Here is a 15,836-nt window from a genome sequence, read left to right as displayed (position 1 = left end):
AAAGTTATTATGAATTTCAATAGCTTAATTCACCGAACACCCCGTTTTGGTAATCGGCAAGGGCTTGTTCAATTTCCTCTGGGGTATTCATTACAAAGTTATCTTTGGCCGATACCGGCTCGTCGATTGGCTCGGCAGAGAGGAATAATACCTGTGCGTCCTCGGTAGCCAATATTGAAACATCCTCATTGTCTTTTTCAAACACAACAAGGTTATATTGACCGATGGTTTCCCCGTTCACATTAACACTGCCTTTTATAATATAAAGTAATGTCCAGTAGCCGGGTGTGGCTTTGAAATTTGCTTCTTTTCCTGCTGCTATTTTGCCAACGATAGATATAACCGGGGTAAAGTTTTGGATAGGCCCGGTTTTACCCTCATAGTCACCGCTGGCTAAACTAAAGTCAAGGCCTTCGCCTGTAAGTACTTTGGGTAATTGACCGGCATTGGCCGATTGATAAAAAGGCTTGTCCCATTTTTTATTTTTAGGTGCGTTGATCCAAAGCTGGATGAGCTCCTGAACGCCGCCTTGTTGCAGCATTTCGGGTGTGGGGCCTTCACTGTGCATGATACCTTTACCGGCAAACATCCATTGTACACCACCTGCTTTTATGATCTCGTCATTACCTGCATTATCCTTGTGATAACCTTCGCCCTGCAGCATAATGGTATATGGACTAAAACCGCGGTGCGGATGAGGATGGATCCTTAAAGTTTGGCCCGGTACTATCACTTCCGGCCCCATATGGTGCAATACAATAAACGGGTTCGCAAAGCGAAAATCTTTATGAGGTAATGGCTGACGTACGGTTTCTTCGGCAGTGATCTTCTTTTCCCGGCCGGCAAGGATATGGGTGATAGCTTTTTTCATTGGGTGATGTTGTTGGAATAAAAATAGCTTATTCTGCATTTAATATAAGCAGCTAATAAGAAAATTACTATAGTGTTACTTGCTGAGTGTTAATCTTACCAAATACTGCTTAAACTCATCCTCTAACAAAACCTCCATATCAAAGTCCGCTTCGTTAACAATTGGCTCCAGTGTTTTTTCATCAACATATAACCAGGGGAACCAGTCGGTTTTTTGGCGGCTGTATTGGTATTGGTAAAGCAACTCACCGTAATAGCCTTTCTCCGGCAAACCATCTTCATATAAATAAGCAATATCCGATGAGTCAAACAGGATCTGTCCGCCGGGGTTAAGCAGCAGTTTAATATGCTGTAAAAATACTTTCAGGTTTTCAAGTGTTCCGGCAAGGCCGATGCCGTTCATCAGCAGGAGCAGGGTGTCGTACTTTTGTTCGTCATACACAAAAATATCGCCTTTAACTACTTTGTTTACACCACGTACTTTCATTACATCGCAGGCCAGTGGCGATATATCCAGCGCAGTACAATCAAAGCCGCGCTGCTGCAATACTAAGGCGTGGCTGCCTGCCCCGGCGCCAATGTCCAATACCGTTCCGCGGCATTCGTTCATGGCTAACCATTCAATGTCGGGCATATCATCCTCATCCCTGAAATAAATATCAACAGGCATTTCCTCTTTAGGGCCATATTGGTTATTGATCCACAGTTTATGGTTGGATAATTTATGATAATGATCATGTATGGCCTGGCCCAGTATATCTTTCATGTGCCCAAAAGTATGAATTGAAAGTTTAATTTAGCAGCATATAAATCCCTTTGGTTAGCTATGTGGTTAAGTTATGCTTTGTTAACGCTCATTTTGACAGCCGGTGTGGTATACAGCATATGGGCCCGCAAGCTCACTGTAATAGCTGCGTTAACCGGCGCCGCGGTTGCCATTTTGGTGTTTGCCGGGGCTGGCTTTACCGGTATAGCCATGATGACTACTTTTTTCATTTTAGGTTCGGCAGCTACCTCGGTGCAAAGCAAGGTTAAGCAGGACCTGAATGCGGCCGAAAAGGGTGGGAGAACCGCCGCACAAGTTTTGGCTAATGCGGGTACCGCTGCCTTATGCGGGATTTTGATCCTGATATTCCCGATGGATGCATATATTTTACGATTGATGATGGCCGCCAGCTTTGCTTCTGCCACGGCCGATACCCTTTCATCAGAACTGGGAATGGTTTATGGTAAACGTTTCTTCAATATCATAACCCTGAAGCCGGACACACGCGGGCTCGATGGGGTGATCAGTACCGAGGGGACTTTGATAGGCTTATGCGGATCTGTTATTATAACCGCCGTTTATACCATAGGCCTGGGCTGGACGGCAGACCTGATCTGGATAGTTGTTGCCGGAACACTCGGCAATTTGGCCGATTCGGTTTTAGGTGCCGTGTTAGAAAGAAAAGGCCTGATAAAAAACAATGCAGTAAACTTTTTAAACACACTGATAGCGGCGTTGTTTATGCTGTTGTTTTACTTTATTTTATAATTAGCTTTACGGCTTTACCTATCTGTAAATAAAATGGTTCCTATCCTTATTTTAATCGTTGTTGCGCTGGTTGTATTCTTTTTCCTCAATAAAAAGAAAATGGTAAATGAAAAGCCTGCAACCATGTTAAATTACAAATCGCTTTTGGCGCAACATATCCCTTATTATCAGCACCTGGAAACTGATCAAAAAATGCTGTTTGAACAAAAGGTTGCCGGGTTTTTAGCTGGTATAACCATTGAAGGCGTTGGTACAGCAGTAAGTGATGCCGATAAAATAATGATTGCAGCAAGCGCAGTGATCCCGATATTTGGCTTTGCCGATTGGAAATATCGTAACCTGACCAATGTGATCCTTTACCCGGATACTTTCGATAGTGAGTTTCAGTTTGAGGGTGAAAACAGGAGCATTTTAGGAATGGTAGGCTCGGGGTATATGAACGGGCAAATGATCCTGTCGAGAGCCGCTTTAACAAAAGGTTTCAGCAAATCGGCAGGGAAGGAGAACACTGCCATTCATGAATTTGTACACCTGCTTGATAAATCTGATGGTGCTACGGATGGGGTGCCTGAAAATCTGCTTGCGCATGAATACGTATTGCCCTGGTTAAAAATGATCCACCAGGAGATCCACAAAATTGAAGCCGGACGTTCTGATATTAATCCCTATGCTACTACTAATGAGGCGGAATTTTTAGCTGTTGTGGCCGAATACTTTTTTCAAAAGCCTGACGAGTTAAAGCACAAACATCCTGAGCTTTATGAAATGCTGAGTAATATGTTTTCGCAGGATTTGGCTGATAACGATATTGCCTGATTAAAAACTTAAGCCAAGCTGCCCCAGAGGCTCGGCCTGAACAACTGTGCTGCTGATATAATAAACCGGGGTTTCCTGGTGTCTGGAAGCTACAATAATATTAATACCATCAGCACAATTGGTGAACAGTTCTTCTACCAGTTTGGGATCGTTATTGTTTTTGGAAAGATGCGAAAGCAGCAAGTGGGTCATATGCGGCGGGCGGTGTGTCATGAATAAACCCAGCGCCTGCTTATTTGATAAATGGCCTTTACCACCACGGATCCGTTGTTTTAAATAATAAGGATAGCCGCCTTTATCCAGCATATCATCATCATAATTGGCTTCTAAAAAAGCAGCGTGACACTGGCTAAAATAGCGGATCAGCTGATCGCACACTATCCCCAGATCGGTAAACACGCCAACCTTAACATCATTACAGCTTACAATAAAGCTGTGTGGCTCGGATGCATCATGCATTTTAGGGAAAGAGGTTACTTCCAGGTTGCCTATACTAACAGTTTGAAACGCACTAAGGTGATGAACTTTAAAATGATCAACACCGCTAAGGTGCATCAGCGTTCCGGGGGTAATATAAACCGGCAGCTGGTATTTTTTAGCCAATACAGGGATACCGCGGATATGATCTGAATGTTCATGCGATACAAAAATGGCTTTAACCTTTTGCATGGATAAACCCAGCCGGGCCATGCGTTTTTCAGTTTCGCGGCATGAAATACCTACATCAACCAATATAGCCTCCTGATCGTTCCCCACGTAATAGCAATTGCCGTTACTTCCCGAATTTAATGATGTAATGAATAAAGACATTGAAATGCAAAGTAAACTATTTTGGTGTTATTATTTTAATCCTAATGGTTTTAGCATTCAGAAAATTAGCAATTTTTTTTGACGCTATAAAAACCTGCTTATATTTAGCCATGGATTCACCTCAAACTTTACCCGTACTTGATGCAGAAGAACTACGTGTACTTGGTACTTTAATGGAAAAAGCCAAAACCACGCCCGATTATTACCCCATGACCCTTAACGGACTGGTGGCTGCCTGTAATCAGAAAACATCGCGCAAGCCGGTTGTTAATTATGATGATGACACGGTTATCACCGCTTTAAACTCCCTGAAAAGACGCGGGCTGATGTCTACCGCTACCGGGGGATCTATCCGTAATATTAAATATAAACACAATTTTGCCATCGTTTTCCCGGTAATCCCGTCAGAAGTAGCACTGATTTGCTTGCTGATCCTTCGCGGCCCTCAAACACCCGGTGAGTTGAATACCAACAGCGGACGCATGTACGAGTTTGAATCGATAGAAGAGGTACAGGAGATCCTGGATAAACTGGCCGGAGGTGAAACGCCTTATATAGTACAATTACCGAAACGGCCCGGCCAAAAGGAGGTACGCTACGCCCATTTATTAGGTGGTACACCCGAATTTAATGATGATGATTTTGCAGGTGAACCGGTTGGCCGCTCATCTTCATCGGCACTGGAGGCCCGTTTAGCCAAAGCTGAGCAGGAAATTGCTGCATTGAAAGAAATGGTAGGGAGGTTGATGAAGGAATTAGGAGTGGAGTAATAATACTACTCGATATAAAATTATACATCTCGTCATTGCGAGGCACGAAGCAATCCCCGACTTACAGAGCCGCTTTGTATAGTTCGCGATTGCTTCGTGCCTCGCAATGACGGTGGAGAGCATTATCATCATATTGCCTTTAAAAATACCTTCATCACCTCGCGCAAAGCCTTTTCCGTTTCCTCATCTGTAAAATTCCCATCAGTATCAATTTTACTCTTTATAAAGGGGATAAGCAGCGTCGCACCATCTATCATTTTTGCAGAAAGTGCACCCAGCGTTAGCAACAAAGCCGCATGTGCATGACTGCCAACTGATGACGCAGTAATTAAAGCTACCGGCTTATCAACTAATGAACTGCTCGAAACCATCCAATCTAACATGTTTTTGAGCTGACCGGGAACCCCGAAAGCATATTCAGGTGTGCAGATCACGATGCCGGATGCGTTTTTCATAAAGTTTCGTAATTCCACTACGGCTTCTGGTGGGTGTTCATGATCCATTCCCGGATCAAAAGGCGGGATCTCAGCGAGTCTGTCGTATATATAATAACTGATATCTGCAGGAACCAATTTGTTTAAAAATCTCAGAATGTTATGGTTTGACGAACCTGATCTTAAGCTACCGGAAATAGCAAAAATGCTGCCTTTGTAATTCATGAAATAGATGTTGCTAAACCAAACTTACGAAGTTTCCAAAACTTCGTAAGTTTCCACAAAGTCATAAAATGCAAATCAAAAACTCCCCCTTCAGGGGGCTGGGGCGCGAGCTATACGAACGACAATACAAACGCCGATCCTTTACCCTCGGTTGACTGAACCTGGATATTGCCCTTATGCAACAACATGATCTGTTTACACAGGCTTAAGCCAATGCCGCTGCCGGTTTTGCGGGTACTGAAGAAAGGTATAAAGATTTTGTCCAGCAGTTCGGGTGGCATGCCTAAGCCATTATCAATAACTTTTACAAAAGTTTTGCCTCCCTGGATTTCAGCTGTGAGGGTGATGCGCGGCTCTTCGCGGTCTTTTACAGCTTCAATGGCGTTAACCAGCAGGTTGATCATTACCTGTTCAATCAGGTTGATATCTGCCTCAATAGAAAGCGTTGGGTCGCGAAGGATGATTTCCAGTTCGATCTTCTTTTTCTCCAGTGTAGGGGTCATTAAACTGTTCAGGTTTTCAAATATGTTACGCACCATGATCTTGTTCAGATCGAGTTTAGTGATCTTGTTGAGGCTGCGGTAACTTTCGGTAAACTTGAGCAGCCCTTCGCTTCGCCTCTTGATAGTATCAATGCCAAGCTCAATATCCTCCAGGTCGCCATGGGGCAGGCTGTCGGCAATGTCAGGGCTTTGCAGCCGGTTTTTGAGTGTATCGGCCAGCGAAGAAATAGGGGCTACGGAGTTCATGATCTCGTGCGTCATTACATTAAGCAGTTTTGACCAGGCTTTTGATTCCGTTTCGTCCAAAGCCTCATTCACGTTTTGGAAAGCGATGAGCTTGTATAATTTATCATCGCTGCGCATCAGGCTGGCATTTACCAGTATTTTAACCTGTTGCTGATTACGGGTAACAGTAATGATCTTACTATCGCCGGGTTTAAGTTTGATAAGTTCAGCATACAATAACGGTTCACGTTTTTCGAGCGAGTGAACTGTTTTCAGGTAAGGTACGCCTATGATAGTTTTAAAAGCTTCATTGATCCAGCCGGTTTCGCCGGTTTCTTCTTCGTACGATAAAATACCGGTGTCAACCAGTTCAAGGATCTTTTGCAGGTAATGATATTGTGTTTCTCGTTCGCGGCTGATGAGTTTAAATGTGGTATTGATATCATTAAAACCTTTACGCAGGGGCTTAAGCTCATTGGGTGCTTTGCGTACATCAAAATGACGGGAAAAATCACGGTAATGGATCGACTCAACAAACTGGTTCACTTCGTCCTGCGCTTTTTTCTGAAAACGGATCATATCAACCACCGAGTAAGCAACCAGCGGCAGCAGGATCACCAGATACAAAAGCTGACCAAGGCTTACAATAACAAAGGCCGTAACGGTAAGTACAAGCAGCAATAAAAATACACGCAGCAACAGCCGCCATTCGTAACGGTTAAATATCATATTTGCTTAATCTTCGGTATAGGGCAGTGCGGGTAAGGCCAAGCTCTTTGGCCGCACGGGTAATATTGCCGTTGTGCTTTTCAATAACTCTTAGTATGGCATTTTTCTCCAGGGCGCTTAATGGTATATTATCGGCATCAACCACGCTTTCTGTTGAAGTTTCCAGGATCGAAAATATCAGGTCGTCGGGCCTCAGTAAGCTATCGTCGGCCATGATCACGGCACGTTCAATGGTATACTGCAATTCACGCACGTTGCCGGGGAAATTGTACGATTTGAGCTTATTAATAGCCGCTGCGTCAAAATCCATTGACGGTTTAAGGTATTTACTTGCGTACAGTTTTGCAAAATGGCGGGCCAATATCACAATATCTTCGTTACGGCGGCGCAGCGCCGGCATATTGATCTCAACGGTATTAATACGGTAGATCAAATCTTTACGGAACTTGTTTTCGTTAGCCAACTCGCTCAAAGCTACGTTGGTAGCACAAATCAGCCTGATATCTACATCAACAGCTTTGTTGGTGCCCAGGCGGGTTACCTGGCGGTTTTGTAAAATAGTAAGGAGCTTGGCCTGTTGCTGCAGGCTGATGTTGCCAATCTCATCCAAAAATAAAGTACCTCCCTGTGCTTCTTCAAAACGGCCCATACGGTCTTCACGGGCATCGGTAAAAGCCCCCTTTTTATGGCCGAAGAGCTCGCTTTCAAATAAGGTATCTGTTAAAGCGCCAACGTCCACCTTGATAAAAGGTTTATCGGCACGGAGCGAACGTTCGTGAATAGCTTTCGCCATCAGGTCTTTACCGGTACCGTTTTCTCCAAGGATCAGGATATTGGCATCGGTAGGGGCTATTTTGTTCACCTTATAAAAAATATCCTGCATCACGTCCGACTCGCCAAGTATCGAGGTATCACCTGCTGTGCTCTTAACCGGCGTTTTGGTGGTTTTTGCTCCGCCTTCCTTTTTATCAAGCAGGTCTTTTATGGTGTTTATAAGTTTTTCGTTATGCCATGGTTTTACCACAAAGTCGTTAGCGCCTTCTTTAAGCGAACGTACAGCAAGGTCGATATCGCCATAGGCCGTTATCATAATTACGCAAACATCGGGCTTCCATTCTTTTACTTTACGTAACCAATATAATCCTTCATTGCCGGTGTTAATGGCGCTGTTAAAGTTCATATCAAGCAAAATCAGGTCAACCTCATTGCGTTGCAATAGCCAGTTCAGGTTTTCGGGGTTCTTTTCGGTGATGATCTCCCGGGCTTCTGGTTTCAACAAAAGTTTAACCGCGGTAAGTACGTCCGGATCGTCATCAACAATTAAAACGGTGGCTTTTTTAAGTATCATTTATTTTTAGTTAATAGTTCATAGATGATTGTTCATGGCCCTCAAAATGACAGCGCATATTAAATTGAGGATGTCAATTTAACAAAAGTTATAAATTTAAAGTAAATTGTAGTCGCTTTATCGAAGCTGCCGAAATAAACTTTAGCATCCTTGCCATGAACCATGAACTATACGCCATGAACCATCCATTATGAACAATAAATTAAAGACTCACTAATGATACCATCTGTTACAATTTTTATGCTAAATGCTCGCATTTTATATCATATATTATATAAACGCTTCACAATGAAGTGCTAACCTGTATTTGCCCGCAAAGCACTATAAATGCGTAAAAATATACTGTATCAATACCGTACACCTGATGTAACAGAAGCGTACGCTTCAATACTATAATTTGTGTTTAAACTACTGAAAAACAGTATTTTAATTTGTGGCATATCTTTTTGTTATAACATTTCAAAATATTATAAAACTACAGTGGACAGAAAAATTGAGAAAAAGACCTGGAACAGCAAGAAGATACTTACAATTGCAGGTATTACAGGCGTTATTTTACTAATTGGCGGCAGTATTTATCTTACATCGGGTAAAAGTAAGCTTGATGTTGATACTGAACGCTTAACTATAAGTACTATTACTAAAGGCCCTTTCCAGGAGTTTATACCGGTTAACGGTGTGGTTATGCCGCTGACTACTATATTTCTTGATGCATCAGAAGGCGGTGTTGTTGAAGAAAAATATGTTGAAGACGGTGCTACCCTCAAAAAAGGCGATCCCATTCTTAGAATGTCAAATACCGACCTTGAACTTAACCTGGCCAACCAGGAAACGGCTGTTTATGCCGAACAAACACAGATGCAGATCTCGCGCAATAATGCCCAGCAAAATACCATCAGCAAGCTGAACACTATGGCCGACGTGGAGAATGCCTATAAAGAAGCTGAAAGGATCTACAAGCTGGATAAGCATCTTTATGATCAAAAAGCAATCGGTTTACAGGAATATCAATCGGCAAAAAATACTTACGATTACCAGGTTAACAGATATAAATTAGCCAAACAGATCCTTACACAGGATACTTCGCTGGTTAAACAACAGGCATCGCAATCACAAGAGCAATATGCCCATATGAAAACCACGCTTGATCTGATGCGGAAAAAGGTGGCTGGTTTAGTATTAAGGGCCACTACCGCCGGCCAGTTAACCTCGATGGATGCCGAGGTGGGCCAGAGCAAAAATAAAGGTGAACACTTGGGGCAAATTGACGTGCAATCGGGTTTTAAAGTAAGGGTTGATATTGACGAGCATTACCTGTCACGCATTTACACCGGCTTAAAAGGCGATTTTCAGTTTGCCGATCAAACATATAACCTGGTTATTAAAAAGGTATATACCCAAGTTAAAACAACAGGTAGTTTCCAGGTTGATATGCAATTTGTGGGTAAAGTACCTACAGGGATCCGCAAAGGACAAACCCTGCAGGTGAGGCTGGCGCTGAGCGATCAAATGCAGGCAGTGCTTGTACCTAAGGGTGGTTTCTTTCAGCAAACAGGCGGTAACTGGATCTTTAAAGTGAGTGAGGATGGTTCAAAAGCTTACAAGGTAAACATCCAGCTTGGACGCCAGAGCCCTGATTATTACGTGGTGACAGAAGGCTTAAATCCGGGTGATAAGGTTATTACCTCAAGCTATGAAACCTATGGTGATATTCAGGAACTTGTACTGAAAAAATAACTTAACCCGGTTGCAACGCCGGGTACTGTTTAAGCGTCATATATAATATAAACCGAACTAATTAATAAATTAAAATAAACAAAAAATCAAATCAAACCGCTGTAAATGCGGGATGAATAACGGAGGCACCAATGATAAAAATTTCTAGTCTTGAGAAATTCTACCGTACCGAAGAGGTAGAAACCATCGCGTTAAACAAGCTGTCGATGGAAGTAGCAACCGGCGAGTTTGTGGCCATCATGGGCCCCTCTGGTTGTGGTAAATCAACTTTGCTTAACATCCTGGGGATGCTTGATGATCCGGATGCGGGCAGCTATGTTTTCAATGAAGTTGAAGTAGCTCATTTTAACGAGCGTAAACGCGCCGATCTGCGTAAGCACAACATCGGTTTCGTGTTCCAGAGCTTTAACCTTATTGATGAGCTTACCGTGTTTGAAAACGTTGAGCTCCCATTGATCTACACAGGTGTAGCTGCTTCAGAGCGCGTTAAAAGGGTAGAAGAGGTGTTAGACAAAATGCAGATCATGCACCGCCGTAACCACTATCCGCAGCAGTTATCAGGTGGTCAGCAACAGCGTGTGGCTATTGCCCGTGCGGTTGTTAACAAACCAAAGCTGATCCTTGCGGATGAGCCCACCGGTAACCTTGACAGCAGTAACGGTAACGATGTAATGGAACTGCTTACCGATTTGAATGAACAGGGAACTACCATTATCATGGTTACCCACTCTGAGCATGATGCCCGTTACAGTCATCGCATTATACGCCTGCTTGACGGTCAAACCGTTATGGAAAATATCATGGTGTAGTTTGTTGAGTTCATAGTTGATAGTTTATGGTTAATAGTAAGGAAAGACTTTCGACTTAAAACTTTCGACTCCGGACTTAGACCACCGCCCCCGAAATCAGTTTATAGATAAGTTAATAAAGTGCCTCTGCTGCCCTTTCCCGCAAATGTGGGGAAGGGCATGTTAGAGAGTTTTTGTTATTAAACAGCTACCCCTATGTTCAAAAATTACCTGAAAACCGCATGGCGAAACTTAATTAATACTAAGTTTTACAGCGCCTTAAACATTGTTGGCCTTACCATTGGCCTGGCCGTTGGTATGCTTATTTTAATTTGGGTGCAGGACGAATTAAGTTACGACCGCTTCAATACCAAAGCCGACCAGATTTACAAGGTTAACGCCTCCATTGGTACAGGTGCAAGTAAACAGGTTTGGGGTGGTGTATCGGCTCCGGTAGCCGTATTTGCGTTAAAAGAAGTTCCGGGAGTAATTAGTGCCGTTAGAGTGGTAACCAGCTATGATTATTCTGTTTTCAGATATAAAGACAAGTTGCTTAAAGAAGAATACGGCAAGCTATCGTTTGTTGACGATGCTTTTTTTAAGCTATTTGATTATAAATTGCTAAAGGGAAATGCCAAAACACCTTTCCCAAATGATCAATCGGTTATTATAACCGAAAGTACAGCCAAAAAGTATTTTGGCAATGAAAACCCCGTTGGTAAAACCATTATGGGTGATAGTAAAGATCCATATACCGTATCAGGTGTACTGGCCGATTTTCCGGCTAACTCAAGTATTACAGGGGATATGTTATTCTCCATGAATGTAAAACGGAAACAGTATGATGGTAAAGGTTACTGGAGATCAATGGATGAGGATTGGGGTAATTACTACACAACTACCTTTTTACAGGTAAGGCCGGATGCTTCAATAAAAGCCATTGGCGATAAACTTACCCAGATCCATATGAAAAACCAGGCAGGCATTAAACCTACCGATGGTGTTTTCCAGCTTCAGCCTTTAAGCGATATCCATTTATATAATCCTGACGGTACATCGGCCGGGATTCAGATTGTGCGCGTTTTCTCCATTGTTGCGGTACTGATCCTGCTTATTGCCTGTATCAACTACATCAACCTTTCAACCGCCCGTGCAATGCTGCGCTCAAAAGAAGTAAGCGTACGCAAAATTATCGGCGCCGAAAGGAGCCAGCTTTTTATGCAGTTTATTGTTGAAACTGTTTTATGCTTCGCGATGGCTTTAGTGCTCGCCTTCGCGCTTATTTACGCCGTGATGCCTGTGTACAACAGTGTTGCCGGCAAGCAAATGCACTTCGACCTGTTCAATGCCAATGTATGGCAGGTTATCGTTTTAACTATTATTGCAACGCTTGTTGCATCAAGTATATACCCGGCCATGCTGCTTTCATCATTTAAGCCTATCAACGCACTTAAAGGTAAAATATCAGGTGCAGGTAAGGGAACATTAAGGAAAGTGCTGGTAATATGCCAGTTTGCTTTTTCTATCGGATTGATCATCGGTACACTTATCATCAACCGTCAGTTACAATATATTCACTCCGTACAATTAGGATACGATAAAGAGCATGTTTTTGCAGTACCTATGCGCGCCATGCAGGATCATTATGAGGCCATTAAAGCCGATTTGCTAAGCCATACCGAAATAACAGGAATCAGCACCGGAAACAATAGCGTGGTAAGCAGCGGCAGCAGCACAGGTGATACCGACTGGGATGGCAAAGCACCCGATGTAAGCATGATCATCCATCCCTTTGATATCGATAAAGACTTCGTAGGCATGTTTAAGCTGAAATTTGCGGCTGGTACCGGTTTTACAGGTTCTAAATCAGATACTGCTCATTTTATATTGAATGAAACCGCGGTAAAACTGGCAGGGATCAAAGATCCTATAGGCAAGCGGTTTAAATTGCATGACCTTAATGGTACCATTATAGGTGTGATTAAAGATTTTCACTTTGCATCGCTGAAACAAACCATTGAGCCTGCCATATTTGCCTACAGGCCAAGCTCATGGCAAATGTACATTAAAACCACAGGCAAGGATGCCCCCGCTGCCATTAAGCTGGTTGAAAAATACTGGAAACAGTACAACTCAGCTTTCCCTTATGATTATAATTTTTTAGAAGATACTTATAACGACATGTATAAAACAGAACAGCATACTGCTACGCTGTTCAACATATTTGCAGGTATTGCCATATTTATTTCATGCCTGGGTTTATTTGGCCTTGCTACTTATACCGCTCAGGTTAAAAATAAAGAAATAGGGATCCGTAAAGTTTTGGGTGCCAGTGTAGCCAATATCACTGCCATGCTATCGCGCGACTTTTTGATCCTTGTGCTGATAGCTATTGTTATAGCATCGCCCATAGCCTGGTATGCCATGAATAAATGGCTGATGGACTACGCTTACCGTGCCGAACTGCATTGGTGGCTGATAGCTGTAGCCGGTGGAGCGGCTGTGTTAATCGCTTTTGTGACCATAAGCTTTCAGGCTATTAAAGCAGCGCTGGCTAACCCGGTTAAAAGTCTACGATCAGAATAAATGCAGATAGAGTTGTAGCGACAGCAGGAGAAAGTTTATACCAATTAACCAGTAAACCAGGATGTTTAAAATTTATTTTAAAACGGCTTATCGAAATTTACTCAAAAACAAAGCCTATGCTTTTGTAAACATTTTGGGCCTTGCTGTTGGCATTGCGGCCTGTGTGCTTATTGGTTTGTTTGTTAATAACGAAAGAAGCTTTGATAACTTTGTACCCAATGCGGATAAGGTTTATCGCCTTAATGAATATATGCATTACGATGGCACGGCACCATCAACGGCCGCAATTGTTGGTCCGCCGGTTGCGCCATTTCTTAAGGCTAATAATAATGAGATAGATAGCTATACCCGTGTTTTTCCTGCAGTACCACTTGTTTATCCATCGGTAACTATGGAGTACCAGGGTAAAAAGATAAAAGCCGATAAGCTGGCTTGTACCGATACCACCTTTACCAGCATGTTTAACCCGGTTATTATTGAGGGCGAGAGAAATAAGTTTACCCGCGATCAAAATACAATTGTGCTTACCGTCAGTCTCGCACGTAAGCTTTTTGGCAATGAGCCCGCATTGAATAAAACCATTCAATTACACACCGCTGATACTACAGTAACTAATTTTACAGTAAGCAATGTAATTGCCGATATGCCTAAAAACTCCCACTTACAGGTTAATGCACTGGTGCCGTTCCCAAAGGATTTTTTAAATAGCTTTTTGGGTACAAATTATAATGTTTTAATGGGGCCAACTTATTTGAGAATATCCAATAACAAAAATATAGGCTTACTTGAAAACAGGTTGACAAAAACCATTCATGCCAAGAGCAAATTTATTGATTTTACCTTACAACCCTTAAACCGTATCCATACCGGCTCTGTTAATATCAGCTATGATGAGCTTAACTATAAAAAGATAGATGGTAAATACCTGAATATATTTATAGTAATAGCTATTGCTGTTTTTCTAATTGCCTGTGTAAACTTTGTTAATCTTACTACAGCCATTGCGGGCTATCGTGGTAAAGAAGTAGCCATTAAAAAAATTGTAGGTGCAAGGCGTTTTCATGTAGTTTTCCAGGTGCTTATCGAAACCTTCTTTTCGGTACTATTATCGCTGATATCAGCGCTCTTGCTTATTACTATCTTTTTGCCATTATTAAATAAACTACTTGATAGGGAGCTTACTTCAGAAAGTATTTATCACGGCTCTATGGTTGTTGTTTTTGCAGGTATACTGATAGGAACTACATTACTGGCTGGTATTTATCCGGCCTGGTTCATATCAAGAGCTAACACCGGTGAAGCTTTAAAAACAAAGGTGTTATTGGGTGGTTCAAAATCATCGTTGCGTAATATCCTGGTTACCGGTCAGTTTGCCATTGCCGTTGTATTCATGATCAGTTTAATGGTGATACTTAAGCAGCTAAAATATATGCAGCAGCGCGATCTTGGCTATTCTTATAGTCAGGTTATAAAATTGCCAATGGATTTGCAGCTGGCAAAAAAGATGCCGGTACTTAAAGCAGAAATTGCTAAAGTAAAAGGAGTTAAAGACATCACCAATGGTTTTATGGAAATGGGTGGCAATGGCTCATTATTTGGTATCGACTTTATTGCACCAAACGGCGAAGCAAAAAAAATCACCGTAAACATGGAGAATGCTGGTATTAATTATATCAGTTTTTTCGACATGAAGATGATAGCCGGCCGGGCCTTTAGTAAGGATCAGCAAAATGAATATATTATCAATCAAACCCTGGCCAAACAAATAGGCTATGCTGATCCTGTTGGTAAGCCTATCAACATAACATCATTACCACCCGGCAGAATTATTGGCGTTGTAAAAGATTTTAATTACAGTAGTTTACACAAAACCATTGAGCCGCTTATTGTTGGCAGTATGGATTATATACCTTATTGGCAAACCAATTTATATGTTAAGGTTTCGGGTACTGATGTTAGCCAGACATTAAAGGATATACAGAAAGTATTTAATGGTATAAGTGGCGACAATAGGTTTGATTACCAGTTTATTGATGATCATTTTAATGAAGTATATCATTCCGAAAGACAGGCCGGAAGCATGATTGCCATCATTGGCGGCTTAGCTATGCTTATTTCGTGCCTTGGTTTGTTAAGCCTTGCAGCTTTTGTAGTATTGAGGCGCAAAAAGGAGATCGGGATTCGTAAAGTGCTTGGTGCTTCGGTTGCCAATATCACTGCTTTGTTATCAAAAGAGTTTTTAATACTGGTATTCATTGCCTTTGTAATAGCATCTCCGGTAGCCTATTATTTTATGGATAAATGGCTGCAGGGTTTTGCCTATCGGATAAACATACAGTGGTGGGTTATTGCCGGGGCAGGTGGAGCGGCGATAGTGGTTGCTTTTATAACAATCAGTTTCCAGTCGGTTAAAGCGGCTTTGGCTAATCCGGTGAAGAGTTTAAGATCAGAGTGATTGGAG

General features: G+C 42.3%; 13 protein-coding genes. 7 read left to right on the top strand and 6 right to left on the bottom strand.

All coding sequences use genetic code 11. The annotated features are described in order from the left end of the window. Positions 1-16: 16 nt before the first annotated feature. Complete coding sequence (locus ACFFGT_RS22220) at positions 17-871, bottom strand: pirin family protein (RefSeq protein ID WP_377024710.1); 855 nt, start codon at positions 869-871, stop codon at positions 17-19. 75 nt (positions 872-946) lie between these two features. Next, positions 947-1,636, bottom strand: a complete 690-nt coding sequence (locus ACFFGT_RS22215) for a class I SAM-dependent methyltransferase (protein WP_377024709.1) — start codon at positions 1,634-1,636, stop codon at positions 947-949. Between the two features lie 60 nt (positions 1,637-1,696). On the opposite strand from ACFFGT_RS22215, the gene ACFFGT_RS22210 reads away from it, so the two are divergent. Together ACFFGT_RS22210 and ACFFGT_RS22205 are read left to right on the top strand one after the other, a co-directional pair. Further along, complete coding sequence (locus ACFFGT_RS22210; protein WP_377024708.1) at positions 1,697-2,404, top strand: DUF92 domain-containing protein; 708 nt, start codon at positions 1,697-1,699, stop codon at positions 2,402-2,404. A gap of 33 nt (positions 2,405-2,437) precedes the next feature. Next, the gene (locus ACFFGT_RS22205) at positions 2,438-3,220 is read left to right on the top strand and encodes a M90 family metallopeptidase (RefSeq protein WP_377024707.1); all 783 of its coding nucleotides are present in this window, start codon (positions 2,438-2,440) and stop codon (positions 3,218-3,220) included. Here ACFFGT_RS22205 and ACFFGT_RS22200 read toward each other — a convergent pair whose 3' ends face one another. After that, a complete protein-coding gene (locus tag ACFFGT_RS22200; protein WP_377024706.1) occupies positions 3,221-4,030 on the bottom strand; it encodes an MBL fold metallo-hydrolase in 810 nt (269 codons plus the stop codon). A 110-nt stretch (positions 4,031-4,140) separates the two neighbouring features. Here ACFFGT_RS22200 and ACFFGT_RS22195 point away from each other — a divergent pair, with 110 nt between their 5' ends. After that, a complete protein-coding gene (locus tag ACFFGT_RS22195; RefSeq protein ID WP_377024705.1) occupies positions 4,141-4,800 on the top strand; it encodes a YceH family protein in 660 nt (219 codons plus the stop codon). 128 nt (positions 4,801-4,928) lie between these two features. Here ACFFGT_RS22195 and ACFFGT_RS22190 read toward each other — a convergent pair whose 3' ends face one another. The 3 genes from ACFFGT_RS22190 to ACFFGT_RS22180 all read right to left on the bottom strand — a co-directional run bounded on the left by ACFFGT_RS22190 (position 4,929) and on the right by ACFFGT_RS22180 (position 8,264). After that, positions 4,929-5,459: an NADPH-dependent FMN reductase gene (locus tag ACFFGT_RS22190; protein WP_377024704.1), complete on the bottom strand. Its 531-nt coding sequence runs from the start codon at positions 5,457-5,459 to the stop codon at positions 4,929-4,931. Positions 5,460-5,569: 110 nt separating this feature from the next. Continuing rightward, positions 5,570-6,916: a sensor histidine kinase gene (locus ACFFGT_RS22185; RefSeq protein ID WP_377024703.1), complete on the bottom strand. Its 1,347-nt coding sequence runs from the start codon at positions 6,914-6,916 to the stop codon at positions 5,570-5,572. Next, entirely contained in the window at positions 6,906-8,264 is a 1,359-nt protein-coding gene (locus ACFFGT_RS22180; protein WP_377024702.1) for a sigma-54-dependent transcriptional regulator, read from the bottom strand. The genes ACFFGT_RS22185 and ACFFGT_RS22180 overlap by 11 nt, the downstream gene beginning before the upstream one ends. A 480-nt stretch (positions 8,265-8,744) precedes the next feature. Between ACFFGT_RS22180 and ACFFGT_RS22175 the strand changes: the two genes are divergently transcribed. The 4 genes from ACFFGT_RS22175 to ACFFGT_RS22160 all read left to right on the top strand — a co-directional run bounded on the left by ACFFGT_RS22175 (position 8,745) and on the right by ACFFGT_RS22160 (position 15,830). Then, positions 8,745-10,001 carry an efflux RND transporter periplasmic adaptor subunit gene (locus ACFFGT_RS22175; RefSeq protein ID WP_377024701.1) on the top strand — a complete coding sequence of 419 codons (1,257 nt, stop codon included), beginning with the start codon at positions 8,745-8,747 and terminating at the stop codon, positions 9,999-10,001. Between the two features lie 131 nt (positions 10,002-10,132). Beyond that, positions 10,133-10,810, top strand: a complete 678-nt coding sequence (locus ACFFGT_RS22170; RefSeq protein ID WP_377024700.1) for an ABC transporter ATP-binding protein — start codon at positions 10,133-10,135, stop codon at positions 10,808-10,810. 195 nt (positions 10,811-11,005) lie between these two features. Then, positions 11,006-13,375 (top strand): ABC transporter permease, encoded by a 2,370-nt coding sequence (locus ACFFGT_RS22165; RefSeq protein WP_377024699.1) that lies wholly within the window; start codon positions 11,006-11,008, stop codon positions 13,373-13,375. A gap of 61 nt (positions 13,376-13,436) precedes the next feature. Next, a complete protein-coding gene (locus tag ACFFGT_RS22160; RefSeq protein WP_377024698.1) occupies positions 13,437-15,830 on the top strand; it encodes an ABC transporter permease in 2,394 nt (797 codons plus the stop codon). Positions 15,831-15,836 lie beyond the last annotated feature (6 nt).

The organism is Mucilaginibacter angelicae, from assembly GCF_042434235.1.
Lineage (GTDB): Bacteria > Bacteroidota > Bacteroidia > Sphingobacteriales > Sphingobacteriaceae > Mucilaginibacter > Mucilaginibacter angelicae.
This window is presented reverse-complemented; position numbering and strand designations above follow the sequence as displayed.